Annotated in this window: 15 protein-coding genes; 8 read left to right on the forward strand and 7 right to left on the reverse strand. The window is 62.2% G+C overall.

Annotated features, from left to right (window positions below; all coding sequences use genetic code 11):
• Window positions 1-67: 67 nt before the first annotated feature.
• The 3 genes from ACOKS3_RS20115 to ACOKS3_RS20125 form a co-directional block, all read right to left on the reverse strand.
• Complete coding sequence (locus tag ACOKS3_RS20115) at window positions 68-499, reverse strand: D-Ala-D-Ala carboxypeptidase family metallohydrolase (protein WP_103449907.1); 432 nt, start codon at window positions 497-499, stop codon at window positions 68-70.
• Window positions 500-608: 109 nt separating this feature from the next.
• Window positions 609-848: a glutaredoxin family protein gene (locus tag ACOKS3_RS20120; protein WP_103449792.1), complete on the reverse strand. Its 240-nt coding sequence runs from the start codon at window positions 846-848 to the stop codon at window positions 609-611.
• Between the two features lie 76 nt (window positions 849-924).
• Window positions 925-2,133, reverse strand: coding sequence for an ammonium transporter (locus ACOKS3_RS20125; protein WP_159409486.1), 1,209 nt, complete (start codon window positions 2,131-2,133; stop codon window positions 925-927).
• A gap of 319 nt (window positions 2,134-2,452) precedes the next feature.
• Here ACOKS3_RS20125 and ACOKS3_RS20130 point away from each other — a divergent pair, with 319 nt between their 5' ends.
• The 6 genes from ACOKS3_RS20130 to ACOKS3_RS20155 all read left to right on the forward strand — a co-directional run bounded on the left by ACOKS3_RS20130 (window position 2,453) and on the right by ACOKS3_RS20155 (window position 9,424).
• Entirely contained in the window at window positions 2,453-2,767 is a 315-nt protein-coding gene (locus tag ACOKS3_RS20130; RefSeq protein ID WP_103449790.1) for an ElaB/YgaM/YqjD family protein, read from the forward strand.
• 9 nt (window positions 2,768-2,776) lie between these two features.
• A complete protein-coding gene (locus tag ACOKS3_RS20135; protein ID WP_103449789.1) occupies window positions 2,777-3,151 on the forward strand; it encodes a phage holin family protein in 375 nt (124 codons plus the stop codon).
• On the forward strand, window positions 3,148-3,477 hold the full coding sequence (locus ACOKS3_RS20140) for a hypothetical protein (protein ID WP_422764131.1): 330 nt from the start codon (window positions 3,148-3,150) through the stop codon (window positions 3,475-3,477). The genes ACOKS3_RS20135 and ACOKS3_RS20140 overlap by 4 nt, the downstream gene beginning before the upstream one ends.
• 103 nt (window positions 3,478-3,580) lie before the next feature.
• Entirely contained in the window at window positions 3,581-4,912 is a 1,332-nt protein-coding gene (locus ACOKS3_RS20145; RefSeq protein ID WP_103449787.1) for a deoxyguanosinetriphosphate triphosphohydrolase, read from the forward strand.
• Window positions 4,913-5,195: 283 nt separating this feature from the next.
• Window positions 5,196-5,816, forward strand: a complete 621-nt coding sequence (locus ACOKS3_RS20150) for a response regulator transcription factor (RefSeq protein WP_103449786.1) — start codon at window positions 5,196-5,198, stop codon at window positions 5,814-5,816.
• A gap of 8 nt (window positions 5,817-5,824) precedes the next feature.
• On the forward strand, window positions 5,825-9,424 hold the full coding sequence (locus ACOKS3_RS20155; RefSeq protein WP_103449785.1) for an ATP-binding protein: 3,600 nt from the start codon (window positions 5,825-5,827) through the stop codon (window positions 9,422-9,424).
• A 38-nt stretch (window positions 9,425-9,462) separates the two neighbouring features.
• On the opposite strand, the gene ACOKS3_RS20160 is transcribed toward ACOKS3_RS20155, so the two are convergent.
• Window positions 9,463-9,807 carry a YggL family protein gene (locus tag ACOKS3_RS20160; RefSeq protein WP_085674884.1) on the reverse strand — a complete coding sequence of 115 codons (345 nt, stop codon included), beginning with the start codon at window positions 9,805-9,807 and terminating at the stop codon, window positions 9,463-9,465.
• A gap of 187 nt (window positions 9,808-9,994) precedes the next feature.
• Here ACOKS3_RS20160 and dacB point away from each other — a divergent pair, with 187 nt between their 5' ends.
• A complete protein-coding gene (dacB, locus tag ACOKS3_RS20165; protein ID WP_103449784.1) occupies window positions 9,995-11,458 on the forward strand; it encodes a D-alanyl-D-alanine carboxypeptidase/D-alanyl-D-alanine endopeptidase in 1,464 nt (487 codons plus the stop codon).
• Between the two features lie 126 nt (window positions 11,459-11,584).
• Here the strand turns inward: dacB and ACOKS3_RS20170 are convergent, their stop codons facing one another.
• Together ACOKS3_RS20170 and rlmKL are read right to left on the reverse strand one after the other, a co-directional pair.
• Window positions 11,585-13,978 carry a sensor domain-containing diguanylate cyclase gene (locus ACOKS3_RS20170; protein WP_422764130.1) on the reverse strand — a complete coding sequence of 798 codons (2,394 nt, stop codon included), beginning with the start codon at window positions 13,976-13,978 and terminating at the stop codon, window positions 11,585-11,587.
• A gap of 94 nt (window positions 13,979-14,072) precedes the next feature.
• The gene (gene rlmKL, locus ACOKS3_RS20175) at window positions 14,073-16,265 is read right to left on the reverse strand and encodes a bifunctional 23S rRNA (guanine(2069)-N(7))-methyltransferase RlmK/23S rRNA (guanine(2445)-N(2))-methyltransferase RlmL (RefSeq protein ID WP_422764129.1); all 2,193 of its coding nucleotides are present in this window, start codon (window positions 16,263-16,265) and stop codon (window positions 14,073-14,075) included.
• A 563-nt stretch (window positions 16,266-16,828) separates the two neighbouring features.
• Between rlmKL and rmf the strand changes: the two genes are divergently transcribed.
• On the forward strand, window positions 16,829-17,044 hold the full coding sequence (gene rmf / locus ACOKS3_RS20180) for a ribosome modulation factor (RefSeq protein WP_079227119.1): 216 nt from the start codon (window positions 16,829-16,831) through the stop codon (window positions 17,042-17,044).
• Window positions 17,045-17,140: 96 nt separating this feature from the next.
• On the opposite strand, the gene ACOKS3_RS20185 is transcribed toward rmf, so the two are convergent.
• On the reverse strand, window positions 17,141-18,166 hold the full coding sequence (locus ACOKS3_RS20185) for a quinone-dependent dihydroorotate dehydrogenase (protein ID WP_422764128.1): 1,026 nt from the start codon (window positions 18,164-18,166) through the stop codon (window positions 17,141-17,143).
• Window positions 18,167-18,273 lie beyond the last annotated feature (107 nt).

The raw sequence follows: 18,273 nt of genomic DNA on the forward strand, positions 1-18,273 counted from the left end.
TCACCTCGATACTGTATTTATATACAGCATACGAAGAGCGACACCGCGCCGTCAATCGGCTCGAACGCTACTGCAAGCCTGGCAGGTAGCCCGTACCCTTGCGAATGGTCAGCACCTCGCCGCGCGGTGCGGCCGTTGATACCGACAGATGAACCCAGCGGTCGAATTCCAGGATCAACTGGTCGAACGCCACATCACTCTTGCTTATCTGCCTGACCACTTCCCGGTTATCGACGCCGATCACCGTGAAATCCGCAGCCAGGCCTTGCACGTGTTGGCTGCCTCGCGCCCCGCCGACGCGCGCATTGACCGCCGCACTGCGGTATCCGCTGCTGACAATGATAGGGCAACCGAACAACCCTCGGACCTGCTCGAGCGCTTGGCAAAGCAGCCGCAGATTACTCAAGACTTCAGGCGTAGGGGTGTTGTCCAACCCTTCTCTCGCGGCAACTTGCGAAGTAATCAGCTCTTCCAGGGCGAAATGTGGCGTGATCAGCATGGCGGGGCTCTCGATGAAGATGCAAAATGGACCGATGACCATTCAACGGTTCGTCATCTTCATTCCTGGCCTGCAGGCCATGCACGAGGGCAAGCATTCCCGCTGCCCGTCACTGGGCGAGGAAGGCCACTACCTGTTCGGCATCGAATGGCCAGTGCAGCTCTGCCGAATTATCGCAGCGCCGCAACACCGGAATGATCAATCCGTACCGCTCGAACAACGCCTGGTCATCGGCGATATCGACCAACTCGATCAGCAAGCCGTGTTCAACAAAGGGCATCAGCACGGCTTCGGCCACTTCGCACAAGTGGCACCCGACGGTACCGAAGAGTTGGCATTCAGGCAGCATGGAGGGCAAGACCCGATTTGGCTGTAGGAAGAGACTTATTCTAAGTCTGTCCTGCCCACTCTGCACCTGACCCTGCTCAATCCTGGCTGGTGGCACCGATCCGGTGCAGCGACAGGTCTGCGCCCTGGAACTCCTGCTCATGGCTCAAACGCAGGCCATGCAGTTGGCGAATCAGGCCATACACGGCAAAACCACCGATCAGTGCGACCAGGACGCCCGCCAGGCTGCCCAATAGCTGACTGATCAGGCTGACCCCGCCCATCCCCCCCAGTGCCGCCTGGCCAAACACACCACAGGCGATCCCTCCCCACAGGCCGCACAAGCCGTGCAGCGGCCAGACACCGAGCACATCGTCGATCTTCCAGCGATTCTGCGCAGCCGTGAAACTCCAGACGAACAGCACCCCTGCCACCAGGCCGGTGGCCAGCGCACCGATGGGGTGCATGAGATCAGAGCCGGCACAGATCGCCACCAGACCCGCCAGCGGGCCATTGTGCAGGAAGCCCGGGTCGTTGCGCCCGGCCAGCAAGGCCGCCAGGGTGCCGCCGACCATGGCCATCAGCGAGTTGATCGCCACCAGGCCGCTGACGCCCTGCAAGGTCTGGGCACTCATCACGTTGAAGCCGAACCAGCCGATGATCAGGATCCACGAGCCCAGCGCCAGGAACGGAATGCTCGACGGTGCGAAGGCCACCAGCCGACCGTCCCGATAGCGCCCGCGCCGCGCACCCAGCAACAGCACCGCCGCCAGCGCCAGCCAGCCGCCCATGGCATGCACCACCACCGAGCCGGCAAAGTCATGGAACGGCGCACCGAAACGGGCCTGCAGCCAGGCCTGCACACCCAGATTGCCATTCCATACCACCCCCTCGAAGAAGGGGTAGATGAACGCCACGATCAACGCCGTGGCACATAGCTGCGGCGCGAACCGCGCACGTTCGGCGATCCCCCCCGAGATGATCGCGGGAATCGCGGCGGCGAAGGTCAGCAGGAAAAAGCATTTGACCAGCGCATAACCGTGGTCAGCTGCCAGTTGCGACGCTGGCTGGAGGAAATTCACGCCATAGGCGATCCAGTAGCCGATGAAGAAATACACCAGCGCGGAGATCGCGAAATCACTGAGGATCTTTGACAGCGCGTTGACCTGGTTCTTGTGGCGCACGGTGCCCACTTCGAGGAACGCGAAGCCGGCGTGCATGGCGAGCACCAGAATGGCGCCCATGAGGATGAACAGGGTATTGGAGCCGTGGACGAGGGAGTCCATGGCGCTGTGCATGTTTTCCATGAAAGTGGCAGACCTGCTAAAAAGGCACCAGGACAGTTCAAGAATCTGCATCCCTGCACCGAATCGGTGCCAGCTTTTGCCCTGATTTGCCGAACCGGGCGCAGCCTGCGTGGTTTTTTCTTGGGTTTGTCGTGGATTGGGTTAAGGTTTATCGGTATCCATCAGGGGCGACGCCCTGGTTCGGCGCACCGCCCCGGGCTACGCCCCGCGTTGTGGCAGATCTCATTAGCAAGGCCCATACCAGCCCTCTAGTGAACCTTCCACACACCCAGTCACTCGAATGACCTACATACCTGCACACCTGCATAGGGAGAGCCCAATGGCCAGCAAATCGGCAAAGACTGCACAAGAGATATTGATGGCTGACTTCCAGGCCTTGGTCCGCGATACCGAGAAACTGCTGGCCGATACCGCCAACCTGGCGGGCGACCAGGCCGACGAGCTGCGCGAGCAGATCCACGAGCGCCTGACCCAGGCCCGCGAAACGTTGCAACTGACCCAAGACTCTGTGCGTGAACGCGGCCAGGCAGCGCTCGGCAGCGCCGAACAGTACGTCCAGGAAAACCCCTGGCAGGCCATCGGGATTGCCGCAGGGGTCGGCCTGTTGATCGGCCTGCTGGCCAATCGGCGCTGAGGAGTCCCCATGGAGAATGACAGCATTGGCACCAGCGCCTCGGGCAAACGCCTGGGCGCGGCGCTGCTGGGGCTGCTGCACAGCCACATCGAACTGTTCGGCATCGAGCTGCAGGAACAGAAAGCACGCACCCTGAGCCTGCTGCTTTTTGCCGGCCTGGCACTGGTGTTCGCGCTGCTGCTGCTGACGGCCTTGTCCGGCTTGCTGCTGGTGCTGCTGTGGGACAGCTATCGCCTGGCTGGCATCATTGGCCTGTGCGTCTTCTATGGCGTGGCGGCGCTGTATTGCGGCCTGCGCCTGAAAGCTGCCGTATTCGATGAGTCGTCCCCCTTTGGCGCGACTCTCGACGAACTGGCCAAGGATCGGGAGCGCCTGTTGCCATGAGCCTGCCGGAACTACCGAATACCCGTAACCCACGGGAACTGCGCAAGGCGCTGCTGCGCCTGCGCATGGAAATGCACCGTCAGGAAATTCGCCATGAGTCCGGGCAGCTGCTGCAACCCTTGCAGCGCCTGCGAGGCATGGGCAGCTCGCTTCATGACGGGTTGGGTATCAAGCATGCCCCCTTGTGGGGCATCGGTGCCGTCGTGGCGCTGGGTTTTCTCACCGGCAAAGGGGTACGCAGCGGTAACCTGAGCCGCCTGGTCCGCCTGGGAACCAGCCTGCTGCCACTGGTGCGCCTCTACCTGCAGAGCAACCGTCGCCCTTGATCGCCTACCGGCCCTGATCCCACAGGGCCGGTCCCTATCTGCCCCTTGCACGCCTGCTCACGACACCGGAAGCTATACCCCTCGATCGACAGGAGACCGCGCCTTGGACTGGCACACCCTGCTCACCCGCGAACGCCTCGGCAAAGCCCTCTACAGCGCCGAAGAACTCGGCCGCAGCCCCTTTCACAAAGACCATGACCGGATCATCTTCTCAGGGGCGTTTCGCCGCCTCGGGCGCAAGACCCAGGTCCACCCCGTTTCCAGCAACGACCATATCCATACGCGCCTGACCCATTCCCTGGAGGTCAGCTGCGTGGGCCGCTCGCTGGGCATGCGCGTCGGCGAAACGCTGCGCGACAGCCTGCCTGAGTGGTGTGAGCCCAGCGACCTGGGCATGATCGTGCAGTCGGCCTGCCTGGCTCACGACATTGGCAACCCACCATTCGGCCACTCCGGCGAAGACGCCATTCGCCACTGGTTCCAGCAGGCCGCCGGGCGTGGCTGGCTGGACGACATGAGCGACGACGAGCGCGCCGACTTCCTCAACTTCGAAGGCAACGCCCAAGGCTTTCGCGTACTCACCCAGCTCGAGTACCACCAGTTCGATGGTGGCACCCGGCTGACCTACGCGACCCTTGGCACCTACCTCAAATACCCCTGGACCGCCCGGCATGCCGATGCCCTCGGGTACAAGAAGCACAAGTTCGGCTGTTACCAGAGCGAGCTGCCACTGCTCGAACAGATCGCCCGCAAGCTCGGCCTGCCGCTGCTCGAAGAACAGCGCTGGGCACGCCATCCGCTGGTTTACCTGATGGAAGCGGCAGATGACATCTGCTACGCCCTGATCGACCTGGAAGACGGCGTAGAGATGGAGTTGCTGGACTACGCCGAAGTCGAGGCGTTGTTGCTCGACCTGGTCGGTGACGATTTGCCGGAAACCTATCGCCAGCTTGGCCCTGCCGACTCCCGGCGACGCAAACTGGCCATACTGCGTGGCAAAGCGATCGAGCATCTGACCAACGCTGCTGCGCGCGCCTTCGTCGAGCAGCAGCAGGCACTGCTGGGCGGGCGCCTGAGTGGTGACCTGGTCGAGCACATGCACGGCCCGGCCAAGCGCTGCGTACTGCAGGCCAAGGACATGGCACGCAACAAGATTTTCCAGGACAAGCGCAAGACGCTGCATGAGATTGGCGCCTATACCACGCTGGAAATCCTCCTCAACACGTTCTGCGGTGCCGCTCTGGAACAGCACGGCGGACGCACCCCTTCGTTCAAGAGCCGCCGCGTGCTCGATCTGATCGGTAACAACGCACCCACCCCGCAAGACTCGCTGCACAAGGCGTTCCTGCGCATGATCGATTTCATCGCCGGCATGACCGACAGCTATGCCAGCGAGATGGCCCGGGAAATGACCGGGCGCTCGAGCCCGACCTGAAGTCACGTCAGCGTCGCCCGGTAGCAGTACCGAGCGACGCCTTTGACGTTAAGAAACTTCCTACAAACAACCCCAGTTCATTAAACATCAACTACACAGGCCAATGAAAAGTTAGCAAAACACCTTCAACAGCGAAGCATATCCTTACACTTCGTAGCCGAAATTGATCTTAGCTGTAAGCCGTTTCCCATATATAGCCAATCTTCCGACTGCGTCCCCCTGCCGACTTGCAACTGGGGTAAGGTGCCTCCTGCCTCCGTCATCCGCCGCAGGAAACCTGTACATGAATACTGTATTTATTGTCGATGACCATCCTGTCATCCGCCTTGCTGTCCGCATGTTGCTCGAGAATCAGAACTACAAGGTAGTGGGCGAATCGGACAACGGTGTGGAAGCCATGCAGATGATTCGTGAATCTCAACCTGAGCTGGTCATTCTGGACATCAGCATCCCCAAGCTCGACGGCCTAGAGGTCCTTTCGCGCTTCCAGGCCATGGCCCTGCCGCTCAAAGTCCTGATCCTCACTGCACAGTCTCCGGCGCTGTTCGCCGTGCGCTGCATGCACTCGGGCGCGGCGGGTTATGTATGCAAGCAGGAAGACTTGAGCGAACTGCTCAGTGCTATCAAGGCCGTACTCGCCGGATACAACTATTTCCCCAGCCAGGCCATTCACAGCAATCACGAAACAGCAGACTCTGATTTGCGACTTTTCCGACTCGTTAACGACCGAGAGCTTATGGTCTTGCAACTTTTCGCCCAAGGCCGCAGCAACCAGGAGATCGCCAAAGGGATGTTCCTCAGCAACAAGACCGTCAGCACCTACAAGAAGCGACTCATGCAGAAGTTGCAGGTCGACTCGTTGGTCGACCTGATCGAAATGGCCAAACGCAACGCGCTGGTCTGAGGTCGTCAATGGTGCAATTGATCGCCTGCCTCGGGCTTGTCCTGACGCTGGCCTGCAATCTGGTACAGGCCTCATCACATGAAGTCGTGCCCTTTACGCTGCTCGCCCGCTCTTCAACCATGCCACTGAGCCCGCAACTGACGGAGCAACAACAGCATTGGCTGCAGGGCCGGCAAGCCCTGATCCTGGGCACCTCGGCGCCCGACTATCCACCCTTTGACATCACCAGTGGCGGGCAGATCTACCAAGGTCTCACCGCCGAATATGCCAGCCTGATCAGCAAAGCACTGAACCTGCCGATCCAGGTCATGCGCTATCCCCACAGGCAGGCGGCGCTACAGGCGCTCAAACGTGGAGAGATCGACCTGCTCGGCAGCGCCAATGGTTATGAAGCGGCAACCGAAGGACTGACACTTTCACACCCTTATGCGGTTGACCAACCCGTGCTGGTCACCCGGGAAGATGAACCGCGTGCCCTTAGTGGCGGCCTGAATGGCATGCGCCTGGGCATGCTCTACCACTACTTGCCCCAGGAGGTAGTTCATGCCGCCTACCCCAAGGCCGAAGTCCTGGTTTTCGGCTCCTCCACCCAGGCCCTCAATGCCGTGGCTTTTGGCCAGGCCGACGTGTTCTTCGGCGATACCATTTCGACGCACTATCAGCTCAATCGTGGCCACCTGCCACGCCTGCGCATCGCCAGCTTCGGTCAACACGAGAACTTCGGTTTCAGTTTTGCCATGCGCGCCGAGGATGAGCAGCTCAAGGAATTGGTCAATGCAACCCTCGACCGCCAGTCCGGCGCCGTGCGCACCAGTATTCTCAAGCGCTGGAGTGCTGGCAGTGAGCTGCTGCTAAGTGATCGCCAGCTTCAGTTGACCCCCGAGGAAGAGCATTGGCTGCTCAGCCATCCGGTCATGCAGGTCGCCATCGATGAAACGGCGTCACCGCTGTCCTATTTCGATGGCAATGGCCATTTTCGCGGGATAACGGCCGACCTGCTTGACCTGATACGCCTGCGTACCGGCCTGCGCTTTGAGGTACAGCGGGCCAATGGCATCGCCGATATGCTCGCCCGGCTGGAGAGCGGGCGTGTGAGCATGATCGCCGCCCTTGCCAGCGACGGCTCCACCGACAAGCGCCTGCACCTGAGCCGGCCATACCTCGAAAGCCCACATGTACTGGTCACCCGCGCCCAGGATGAGCAGTACGGTTCACTGGAGAAACTGAACGGGCGCCGGGTTGCCATTTCCCGTTACAGCAACCTGGACGACTTGCTGACAACCCGTTTCCCACAGATTGGCTGGATCGATACCGAGAGCCCCTTTTATTCCGTGGCACTGCTCAACAGTGGCGCTGTCGACGCCGTGATCACCCCATTGATCGATGCCAACCACGCCTTGGCCAGCAATACCAACCTGATCATTCGCAGCACGGTGGGCAGCGAGCCGGCCATCTTTTCCATGGCCACCCGCGATCAGGACATGCCACTGGCCTCGATCCTCGACAAGGCCCTGCTGAGTATTTCACCGGAAGAGCTTGGGGTCATAAACAACCGTTGGCGTGGCTACGACCTGCATGAAGACGCCAGCTGGTCAACCTTGCGACGCCTGATCCTGAAAGTGCTTCTGGGCACTGGCGTGTTACTGCTGCTGGCATTGATCTGGAACGCCCGCCTGCGGGGGCAGATCAAACAGCGCCAGCGCGCCGAACGTGCATTGAACGATCAGCTGGAGTTCATGGGGGCGCTGCTCAACGGTACGCCACACCCCATGTACGTCCGCGACCGGGAAGGCCGCCTGCAAAGCTGCAACGCCAGCTACCTCGAAGCCGTCCAGTCCGGCCTTGAAGAGGTGATTGGCAGGCGTCTGGATGAGAGCCTGTTCGCGGGCGCCGAGAACATCCGCCAGATCCAGGCAGACTATCAACAGGTGATGGCTGCCGGCGTGCCGCTGATCATCGACCGCCCTCTGCGCTTGCGGGATCGTGAAATTACCATCTATCACTGGATCCTGCCCTATCGTGATTCGCTGGGTGAAGTGCAAGGGATCATCGGCGGCTGGATCGACATCAGCGAGCGCCGCAAGCTGGTGCAGGAGCTGCGCGAAGCCAAACGCCTGGCCGACGACGCCAATCGCGCCAAGAGCACCTTCCTTGCCACCATCAGCCACGAAATCCGCACACCGATGAACGCGGTCATCGGCATGCTCGAACTGGCATTGAGGCGCGCCCTGCAGGGGCAGGCGGATCCCGCCTCGCTGGAAGTCGCCCATCACTCGGCCAGGGACCTGCTGGGCCTGATCGGCGATATCCTGGATATCGTGCGTATCGAGTCAGGCCACCTGTCCCTCAGCCCGGAAGCAGTCGATCCCGCGGTATTGGTCGAGTCGGTTGGCCGCGTATTCGATGGTCAGGCCCGGCAGAAAGGCCTGGCCCTTGACATCAGTATCAGCCCCAGCGCTCGCTGCCATGGGTTGCTCGACCCACTGCGCTTCAAGCAGGTGTTGTCCAACCTTGTCAGCAATGCCATCAAGTTCACCGAGCAAGGGCAAGTACACGTCACGCTCCACTTGCGCGAAGAAGGCCCTGGCTCCCCCCCAACCCTGGAGCTCGAAGTACGTGACAGCGGCATCGGCATTCATGACGATGACCTGCAGCGGCTGTTCAACCCGTTCGTCCAGGCCAACCCGCACAGCCCGGGTGCGCGTGCAGGCACTGGGCTGGGCCTGGCTATATGCCGCAGCCTGTGCGAGATGATGGGTGGCAACCTGAGCATCAAGAGCCTTCCGGGGTTGGGCACACAGGTTCGCCTGCTGATGCCGCTGGAGCGCGTCGACGCCCCGGCGTGCCCCGCTTTTGAAGTCGAAGAGGTCGAAGCTCCCGCCCCCGGCCTTAAAGTGCTGGTCATCGATGATCACCCTGCCAACCTGCTATTGATGGCGCAGCAACTGAGCTATCTGGGGCTCAGCCATGCCAGCGCCAGCAATGGCCGCGAAGGCCTGGACAAATGGCGGAACGTACCATTCGACGTACTGGTACTCGATTGCAACATGCCACACATGAACGGTTACCAGCTAGCCACCACCGTGCGCAGCGAGGAACGCCAGAGCGGGCGCCCGCGTTGCGTCATCCTCGGCTACACGGCGAACGCGCAACCCGAAGTCAGGCAAAAGTGCCTCAGCGCCGGCATGGACGATTGCCTGCTCAAGCCCATCAGCTTGCGTACCCTCAGCCAACGCCTGGCCAAGATTGCGCCCCATCGACGGCAAGCCATTGCGCCACTGTTCAACCTGGCAGGCCTGGCTGGCATCGTCGGCAACAACGCCAGCAGTCGTGCTCGTTTTCTCACCGCCGTGCACACAAGCCTGCAGGAAGATCTGGCAATGCTCATGGACCTTGATCCGCACCATCAGGCCGCCGAGATTCGCGAGCAGGCGCACAAGATCCTCAGCGCGGCACGGCTGCTGGAAGCCAAGGGCATGATGAAGGCCTGCAAGGCCCTGGAGGAAGAACGTTCGTCTGCAGCCTGCATCAAACTGCAGCGCCAGGTACTGGCTCGGCATATGCGCCGAGTGGAGAAAGCGCTGGCCAGGGAACTGACCAGCGCTTGACTGAGCGACGCCCGCGCGGGGCGCCGCTCAAGCACAGATCAGGAAGCCGGGTTGATCGGCTTTTCCGGATACCAGGCGTCCAGCAGTGGGCTGACTTCGATGTTGGTCAGTTCGCTGCGGCCTTTGAGCCAGGCTTCGACAGTGGCGCGCTGCTCTTCGCTGACCGAACCACGGTTGGCCAGGCAAACCAGACCGAAGTCATCGCCGCCGACGTAGTCCAGGCCGTTGGCATCCATGGCTTCTGCCAGGAAAGCGTCGAGGAAGGCATCAATGGCTTCGTCAGACAGGTCTTCCTTGAAACCCAGGTTCAGTTCGAAACCCAGCTCCTGGAATTCATCAACGCACAGCTTCTTGCGCAGACGACGGGAACGGTTGGTAGCCATGAAACAATCCTCTTGAGTAATTACGCGCGGCACTTTACCAGTTTCCACGCTACAAAGGCGCTTTTCCGTCGAACGTGGCGCATGAACGCTGCGCTTGGGGCATAATGCGCTCTATATTTCATCCTGGGGTGACCATCTCTTACAGCCCCATTGTCTTTTTCCCTCGTCCGCAGGGTATTTAATCCATATGATCAAAAAGCTCCGCCCCCTCGTTCTCGCCGGCCTGCTGCTGCCGCTTGCATTGCCCAGCCAGGCCGCTGCCGTCAACACCTCCCTGCCGCCGAAAGTCCAGCAGGCGCTCAAGGCCAACAAACTGCAGGACAGTGCACTGTCGCTGGTCATGCTGCCGCTGAACGGCCCAGGCTCGGCCACCGTGTTCAACGCCGACGTATCGGTCAACCCGGCATCGACCATGAAGCTGGTGACCACCTACGCGGCCCTTGAACTGCTCGGCCCGACCTTCCAGTGGAAAACCGAGTTCTACACCGATGGCACCCTGAGCAACGGTGTGCTCAATGGCAACCTGTACCTCAAGGGCGGTGGCGACCCCAAGCTGAACATGGAAAAGCTCTGGCTATTGATGCGCGACCTGCGCGCCAATGGCGTACGCACCGTTACCGGTGACCTGGTGCTGGACCGCAGCCACTTCGTGCAACCCAACCTGCCGCAGTTCGACGATGACGGTGGCGACGTCAACAAGCCGTTCCTGGTCAAGCCCGACTCGCTGATGATCAACCTCAAGGCCCTGCGCTTCGTAACCCGCAACGACGGCGGCAAGGTCACCGTCGCGGTCGAGCCACCGATCGCCAGCATCCGCATCGACAACCAGGTCAAGGCCGTAGCTTCCAAGCAGTGCAGCGGCGACGTGCGCTACAACCCGGTGCCCCAGGCCGATGGCATCAGCGTGACCGTCACCGGCCAGTTGGGCGATGGCTGCAACTCGCAGACCTACCTGTCGCTGCTTGACCACCCGACCTACGCTGCCGGCGCGGTGAGGGCCATCTGGAACGAACTGGGCGGCAGCATCCAGGGCCGAGACCGCATCGAGAACGTGCCGAAGAGCGCACGCCTGCTGGCCCGAGCTTTCTCGCCCGATCTGGTGGAAGTGATCCGCGACATTAACAAGTACAGCAACAACACCATGGCCCAGCAGCTGTTCCTGAGCCTGGGTGCGCAGTTCCGCACCGACGCCGATGGCGACGACGCCCGTGCCGCACAGCGCGTGGTGCGCCAGTGGCTGGCGAAGAAGGGCATCACCGCGCCGCACCTGGTGATGGAGAACGGCTCCGGGCTGTCACGTGCCGAGCGGGTCAGCACCCGCGAGATGGCGGCGCTGCTGCAGGCGGCGTGGAACAGCCCTTACTCGGCCGAGTTCATCAGCTCGATGCCGCTGGTGGGCATGGACGGCACCATGCGCAAACGCCTCAAGCGCACCGCCATGACCGGTGAAGGGCACATCAAGACCGGTACCTTGAACACCGTGCGGGCGATTGCCGGCTTCAGCCGCGACAGCAACGGCAACACCTGGGCAGTGGCGGCGATCCTCAACGATCCGAAGCCATGGGGCGCCTCGCAGGTGCTCGATCAGGTGCTGCTGGACCTGTATCGCCAGCCGAAGCTGAACAACAGCGCGACGGCAGCCGCGCAATGATGCTTCGATAACCTGTTCCGGCCTCTTCGCGGGGCAAGCCCGCTCCTACAGATACTGCCCAAATCTTAAAAAATGGCGCAAATCCTGTAGGAGCGGGATTGTCCCGCGAAGAGGCCGGGGCAGCCATCAGGCCAGTTCTGACTCTACCCGGTCCCGGCCTGCCTGCTTGGCCGCATACACCCCGGCATCCGCCCGCAACAACAAAGCATCGGCCCCCTCCCCCTGCCGCCATCCGGCCACGCCAAAGCTCGCCGTCACCTTGCCCACCCCTTCGACCGGCACACTGCGCACGCCGTGCCACAGCTCCGTCGCCAGCATCCGCGCCTGCTCGGCATTGCTGCCCGGGCACAGCACCATGAACTCCTCCCCACCCAACCGGCAGAACACATCGGTGCGACGCAAGCGCTGGCCGATCCGTTGGCACAGACTGCGCAGCACATGGTCACCCACGGCATGGCCGTACTGATCGTTGATCCGTTTGAAATGATCGATGTCGAGCATGATCACGGCCAGGTCCAGCTCATCACGCTGGGCGCGGTCCAGTTCGACCTTGAGCCGCTCCTGGAAATAGCGGCGGTTGTGAATGCCGGTCAGCGCGTCGGTCACCGACAGTGTCCGCAACTCCTCCTCGACCCCCTTGAGGTCGGAGATGTCGGTGAGGTAGCCATGCCACAGTGTGCAACCGTCCTCGCCAGGCTCCGGCGTCGCTTCGCCGCGCACCCAACGCAAGCCGGCACGCGGCAGGCATACCCGGTACTCTTCGCGCCACGGTGAAAGGTGTTCTGCGGAGTAACGCACCGAACGGCGCACGCGCTCCAGGTCATCGGGGTGAATGCGTTCGAATACCGCCGTGGCATCCTCGCGCAGCAACTGCAGGTCGACCTCGTAGATGTCGAACAGCCCCTGGCTGGCATAGGGGAAGCACGAGTGACCATCGGCATCCAGCTGGTACTGGTAAATCCCGCCAGGCACTTCCGCGCTGAGCTTCTCCAGCAAGCGATCACGCAGGGCCAACGCCTCGTGTACCCTGCGCCGCTCGGTGACATCGATGCAGATCGCCAGGTAGCCGACCCACAACCCCTGCTCGTCGAGCACGGCGGTGACCAGCATGTTGGCCAGCAAATGGCTACCATCCTTGCGCACCAAGGTCCACTCGCCCGGTTCGCCACCACTGTCCTGGATGGTTTCGGCGAACATCGCCTGGCCACCGGCGATATGCCGCCCATAACGCAGGCTCAAGGCATGGGCGCGATGGCTGAGCTCTTCAGGCATCACCAGGTCTTCCAGCTGCAGGTGCCCGACGGCTTCACTGGCCGAATAGCCCAGCATGCGTTCAGCACCGGCGTTAAAGGTGCTGACCTCGCCCTTGAGACTGGTCGCGATGATGGCCACCTGGGTTGCGGCATCCAGTACGCTGCGCAACTGGTTGTGGGTATCGCGTAACGATTGTTCGCTGACCCGCAGCTCCGCCGTGCGCTGCTCGACCAGGGTCAAGGCCCGCTGGCGCTGGCTGAACAGGCTGTAGAGCAACGCGCTCAGCAACAGGCTCAGCAAACCGCCGAGCAGCGCCACGGACAGGACGGCGGCAGACTGGTTGGCCTGCATGAATGCCTGGCTCGGGCGAATGTCGAGCTGGAAATGGTGGTCGGCCAGGTGCAGCAACTGCGTGCTGACCAAGGCCAGTGCCGCCACCGGGTTCTGCGAATCGAACAGCACTTCATGGCCATCTCGCCCGCTAGGGTCGATGATACGGACCACCAGGTTGTCATTCGCAGCGACCGGCAGGCCTTCGGTGACCAACTGGCGCATGTTCAGCAAGGCCATGACATAACCCGCCGGCGGGTCATCAGGCCGTGCATCGGAGAACACCGGAGCTACCATCAGTAGCCCACGAGTAAAGTCGGGGGCGACGCTGAGCATGTCCAGCGGTTCGGAAACCGCCATGCTGCCGGGCTGCAGTGCCCGCGCCAAGGTCTGCTCGCGGGCCGGCTGGCTGCGCAGGTCGAGGCCGTAGGGTTGCCCCTGCAGATGGTCGGCCTGGGTGTAGAGCACCGGGTAGTAATGGTCGCGCCGTGGCGATGGGCGCCAATTACCTGCGCCATCAACCTCGCGGATCAGGTAATTTTGCCCCAACCAGATGCTCGCCTGACGCTCGAACTCGCGCCGTTGTCCGGCCTCGACCCGTGGTGCCCAGGAATAAGCCTGGGTCCGCTGCAGCAGAGGCCGGGCGTAGCCATCGAACTCGTTCGGGGTGATTTCATTGGAGTAGGTGAAGAATCGCCGCAAGCCATCCAGGCGTTGTTCCTGGTCAGCGAAACGCTCGGCAATGCGGCTATGGCGCTCGCTGGCCAGCAGCTCGAAGCGCTGGCGCAACTGCTGTTTGTAGAATGCCTGGGCGGCCAGCGCCAGGCCAACCGACAGCAGGACGCCGGCGACCAACGCCACCAGCGCCACCGCCCAGGCTGCCATCGCCTCGCTGCACAGGCCCAGCACCTTCGCACGCACGCCCCACTTCGACATAGATCGATCTCATCACGTCAGCGTCCTGCGAATTCTCTGGCCCTGTGCTGAGTTATAGCTATTGGCCATTAGGCACGCAATGCGCCTCGTCGAATTAACGCAGTTGCAGGCGCCAGGCGCGGTGAATGCGGTTGTTGCGGGCGAAGTCCGGGTCCAGGGTCTGGGCGCTGATTTCCTCCACCGCATAGCGCGTGCTCACATGCTCGTCGAGCTGGAACTTGCGGAAGTTGTTGGAGAAATACAGCACGCCACCCGGTGCCAGGCGAGCCATGGCCAGGTCGAGCAGTTGCACATGGTCGCGCTGGACGTCGAACACCCCTTCCATGCGTTTGGAGTTGGAGAAGGTCGGCGGGTCGATGAAGATCAGGTCGTAGCTGTCGCGGTTGGCTTCCAGCCAGGCCATCACATCACTCTGCTCCAGGCGGTTACGCTCGGAGAAACCGTTCAGCGACAGGTTGCGCCGCGCCCAGTCCAGGTAGGTTTTCGACAGGTCGACGCTGGTGGTGCTGCGTGCACCGCCCTTGGCCGCATGCACGGTGGCCGTGGCGGTGTAGCAGAACAGGTTGAGGAAGCGCTTGCCGCTGGCCTCGCGCTGGATGCGCATGCGCATCGGGCGGTGGTCGAGAAACAAACCGGTGTCGAGGTAGTCGGTCAGGTTGACCAGCAGCTTGACGCCACCCTCGTTCACTTCCTGGAAGCGACCTTCGGTAGCCTGGCGCTCGTACTGACGAGTGCCGCTCTGGCGCTCGCGACGCTTGAGCACCACACGCTGTGGGTCGATGTTCAGTGCCTGTGGGATCGCCGCCAAGGCATCGAGCAGACGTGCCTGGGCCTTGTCCGGGTCGATCGAACGGGGGGCTGCGTATTCCTGCACGTGCACCCAGTCCTGGTAGAGGTCGACTGCCAGGGCATACTCAGGCATGTCGGCATCGTACAGGCGGTAGCAGTCGATCTGCTCACGACGGGCCCACTTGCCGAGCTGCTTGAGGTTCTTCTGCAGGCGGTTGGCAAACATCTGTGCGCCTTCCGACAGGCGTGCCGGCTCGCTGGCAACCGCCACTGGGCGGCGGACCTGGCCATTGTCGGCCTGGGCCTCGCGGCGCTCGCCGGTGACGAACTGGTCAGGCTGGACCTTGAACAGCAGCAGCTTGCACGGCAATGCGCCGTTCCAGAAGGCATATTGCTTGTGGCTGCGGATGCCCATGCGCTTGCCCAGCTCCGGTGCGCCGGTGAACACCGCCGCTTCCCAGCCCATGCAGGCCTGGCGCAGGCGCTCGCCAAAGTTCTGATAGAGGTACAACAGGCTGGCCTCGTCACCCAGGCGCTCACCGTACGGCGGGTTGCTGATGACCAGGCCTTTCTGGTTCTGGTCCGGGCGTGGCTCGAAGGTGCTGACTTCGCCCTGGTAGATCTTCACCCAGTCGCCCAGGCCTGCACGCTCTACGTTGTTGCGCCCCGGCTGGATCAGCCGCGGGTCGGCTTCATAACCGCGAATCCACAGTGGCGGCTTGGCCAGGCCGGCTTGTGCGCGGGCCAGGCCCTCTTCATGGACCTTGCGCCAAGTGGCCGGCACATGGCCGAGCCAGGCACTGAAGCCCCAGCGTTCACGCTTGAGGTTGGGCGCGATATCGGCAGCGATCATCGCCGCCTCCACCAGGAAGGTACCAACACCGCACATCGGGTCCGCCAGGGCGCCGCCTTCGGCGGCAATGCGCGGCCAGCCAGCGCGGATCAGCACCGCAGCCGCGAGGTTTTCCTTCAGCGGCGCGGCACCTTGCTGCAGGCGGTAACCGCGCTGGTGCAGGCTGTGGCCGGACAGGTCGAGCGAGAGGATCGCCTCGCCACGGTCCAGGCGCAGGTGCACGCGCACATCCGGGTCGACCTTTTCCACCGACGGGCGCAGGCCCTCACGGTTGCGCAGCTTGTCGACGATCGCGTCCTTGACCTTGAGCGCACCGAAATGGGTGTTGTCGATGCCCGAGCCATGGCCACTGAATTCCACCGCCAGGGTACCGTCGGCAGCCAGGTGGTCGGCCCAGTCGACAGCATGCACGCCATCGTAGAGGTCGTCGGCGTTCTTCATCGAGAAGCGCTTGAGCACCAACAACACGCGGTTGGCCAGGCGCGACCAGAGGCACAGGCGGTAGGCGGTTTCCATGTCGGCGGCGCCGCGAATGGCCGAAGTGTGCTCACGCACATCATCGAGGCCGAGGCCTCGGGCCTCTTCGGCAAGCAGGCCTTCCAGGCCTTTGGGGCAGGTAAGATAGAGTTCGAAACGGTCCGACATGAGTATTCCAGCGCCTTGGGCTATATAAGTGACGAGGCGACGCATCGCCTTGCCGATGTTTGCCCGAACGCCCTTCCAGCAAGCGTCCGAGTGGCCTTCCCCGCTGCATCAGCGCAGCCGAGGGGCCGGGCCGCCTGATCGATCCGCTGCTCGCCAGGTGGCAAAAACAGCTTAGATCATCAGGCAGTACCAATAATTTCCGTCGACTTCGGGGCCGGTGTGACCCTTCGTCGCATTACCAAATATTTCTGTCATCCCGCAGCAACGCTGGCGAAATGACGTCAAGGTTGGGCAAACCCTGATCACAGCGGGCTCAACGTCAAACAAGGTTGAGTCGCATTTATTTACTTATCCCCTCACCCTTGGAAAGGTTACGTGCTTATGACAAATCGATCATTCACACGGTGACCTGCATTCGATAGAACTGGTCTCAGGCCGCTTCGCAACGAGGTGGCACTTTCAGCTCGCCACGCCGGCAGCGAGCGCAAAACCGGCAGAAAGACTCTGCCCGGCCTCGGAGAGGCCGACGGGACATTACAGTCAACAAGTGAGGGCAACACCCTATGAGAAGACTTAAGCGTGATCCGTTGGAAAGAGCATATTCACGTGGCTACCAATATGGGGTCACCGGCAAATCCCGCGAACTTTGCCCCTTTACTCTTCCTTCAGTTCGCCAAGCCTGGATCAACGGCTGGCGCGAAGGTCGCGGCGATAACTGGGACGGAATGACTGGCACCGCTGGCATCCATAGACTCAACGAAAATCACGCCGTTGGCTGAACGAGGACACTGAATTCGAGTCACCATGCGCGCCCTATCCGGGCGGCGGGCTTCGGCCCAGGGGCCCCTTGACGGGGCCCTTTTTTATGCCCGCCCTCAGCCCTTGGGCATTGCCGCGATCGCATCCACCGCTTCGCGAATCAGTGCCGGCCCCTTGTAGATGAAGCCCGAGTAGATCTGCACCAGGCTCGCCCCAGCGGCGATCTTCTCTGCCGCATGACGGCCTTCGGTAATGCCACCGGCGGCGATGATCGGCAGCTTGCCACCCAGCTCGCCCGCCAGCACCTTGACGATGTGGGTGCTCTTCTGCAGTACTGGCGCACCCGACAGGCCGCCGGCCTCGCCACCATGCTCCAGCCCTTCGACACCTTCGCGACCCAGGGTGGTGTTGGTGGCAATCACTGCATCCATTCCCGACTCCATCAGCGCCGAAGCCACCAGTGCGGTTTCTTCGTCGCTCATGTCCGGTGCGATCTTGATCGCCAGCGGCACGCGCTTGCCCTGCTCGGCGGCCAGTTGCTCACGGCGTTCGGCCAGGGCATCGAGCAGCTGCTTGAGCGAGTCGCCGAACTGTAGGCTGCGCAGGCCCGGGGTGTTCGGCGAGCTGACGTTGACGGTGATATAGCTGGCTTCGCGATAGACCTTGTTCAGGCAGATCAGGTAATCGTCGACCGCACGCTCGACCGGGGTATCGAAGTTCTTGCCGATGTTGATGCCCAACACGCCGTCGTAGCGCGAAGCACGCACGCGCTCGAGCAGGTGATCGACACCCAGGTTGTTGAAGCCCATGCGGTTGATGATCGCCGTTGCCTGCGGCAGGCGGAACAAGCGTGGCTTGGGGTTGCCCGGCTGTGGACGCGGGGTCACGGTGCCGATCTCGACAAAGCCGAAGCCCAGCTGAGCAAAGCCGTCGATGGCCGCACCGTTCTTGTCCAGGCCCGCCGCCAGCCCCACCGGGTTGGCGAAGTTCAAGCCCATCACGGTCACCGGCAACGCGGCCGGCTGCTTGCACAGCACGCCGTTGAGCCCAAGCCGGCCACCAGCGCCGATCAGGTCCAGGGACAGGTCATGGGAGGTTTCCGGGGAAAGCTTGAACAGCAGCTGGCGGGCCAGGGTATACATGGGCGGGCAAGGCTCGGGGTGAGTGAGGCAGCGATTATAGCCAGCGCGCGCCCGGCATGACAGGGGCTTGGCACATGGGTTGCTACTTCCCTTGCCTACAGCCTGTT

Origin of the sequence: Pseudomonas sp. HS6-2, from assembly GCF_049325675.2 — a bacterium.
Taxonomy (GTDB): Bacteria; Pseudomonadota; Gammaproteobacteria; order Pseudomonadales; family Pseudomonadaceae; genus Aquipseudomonas; species Aquipseudomonas putida_N.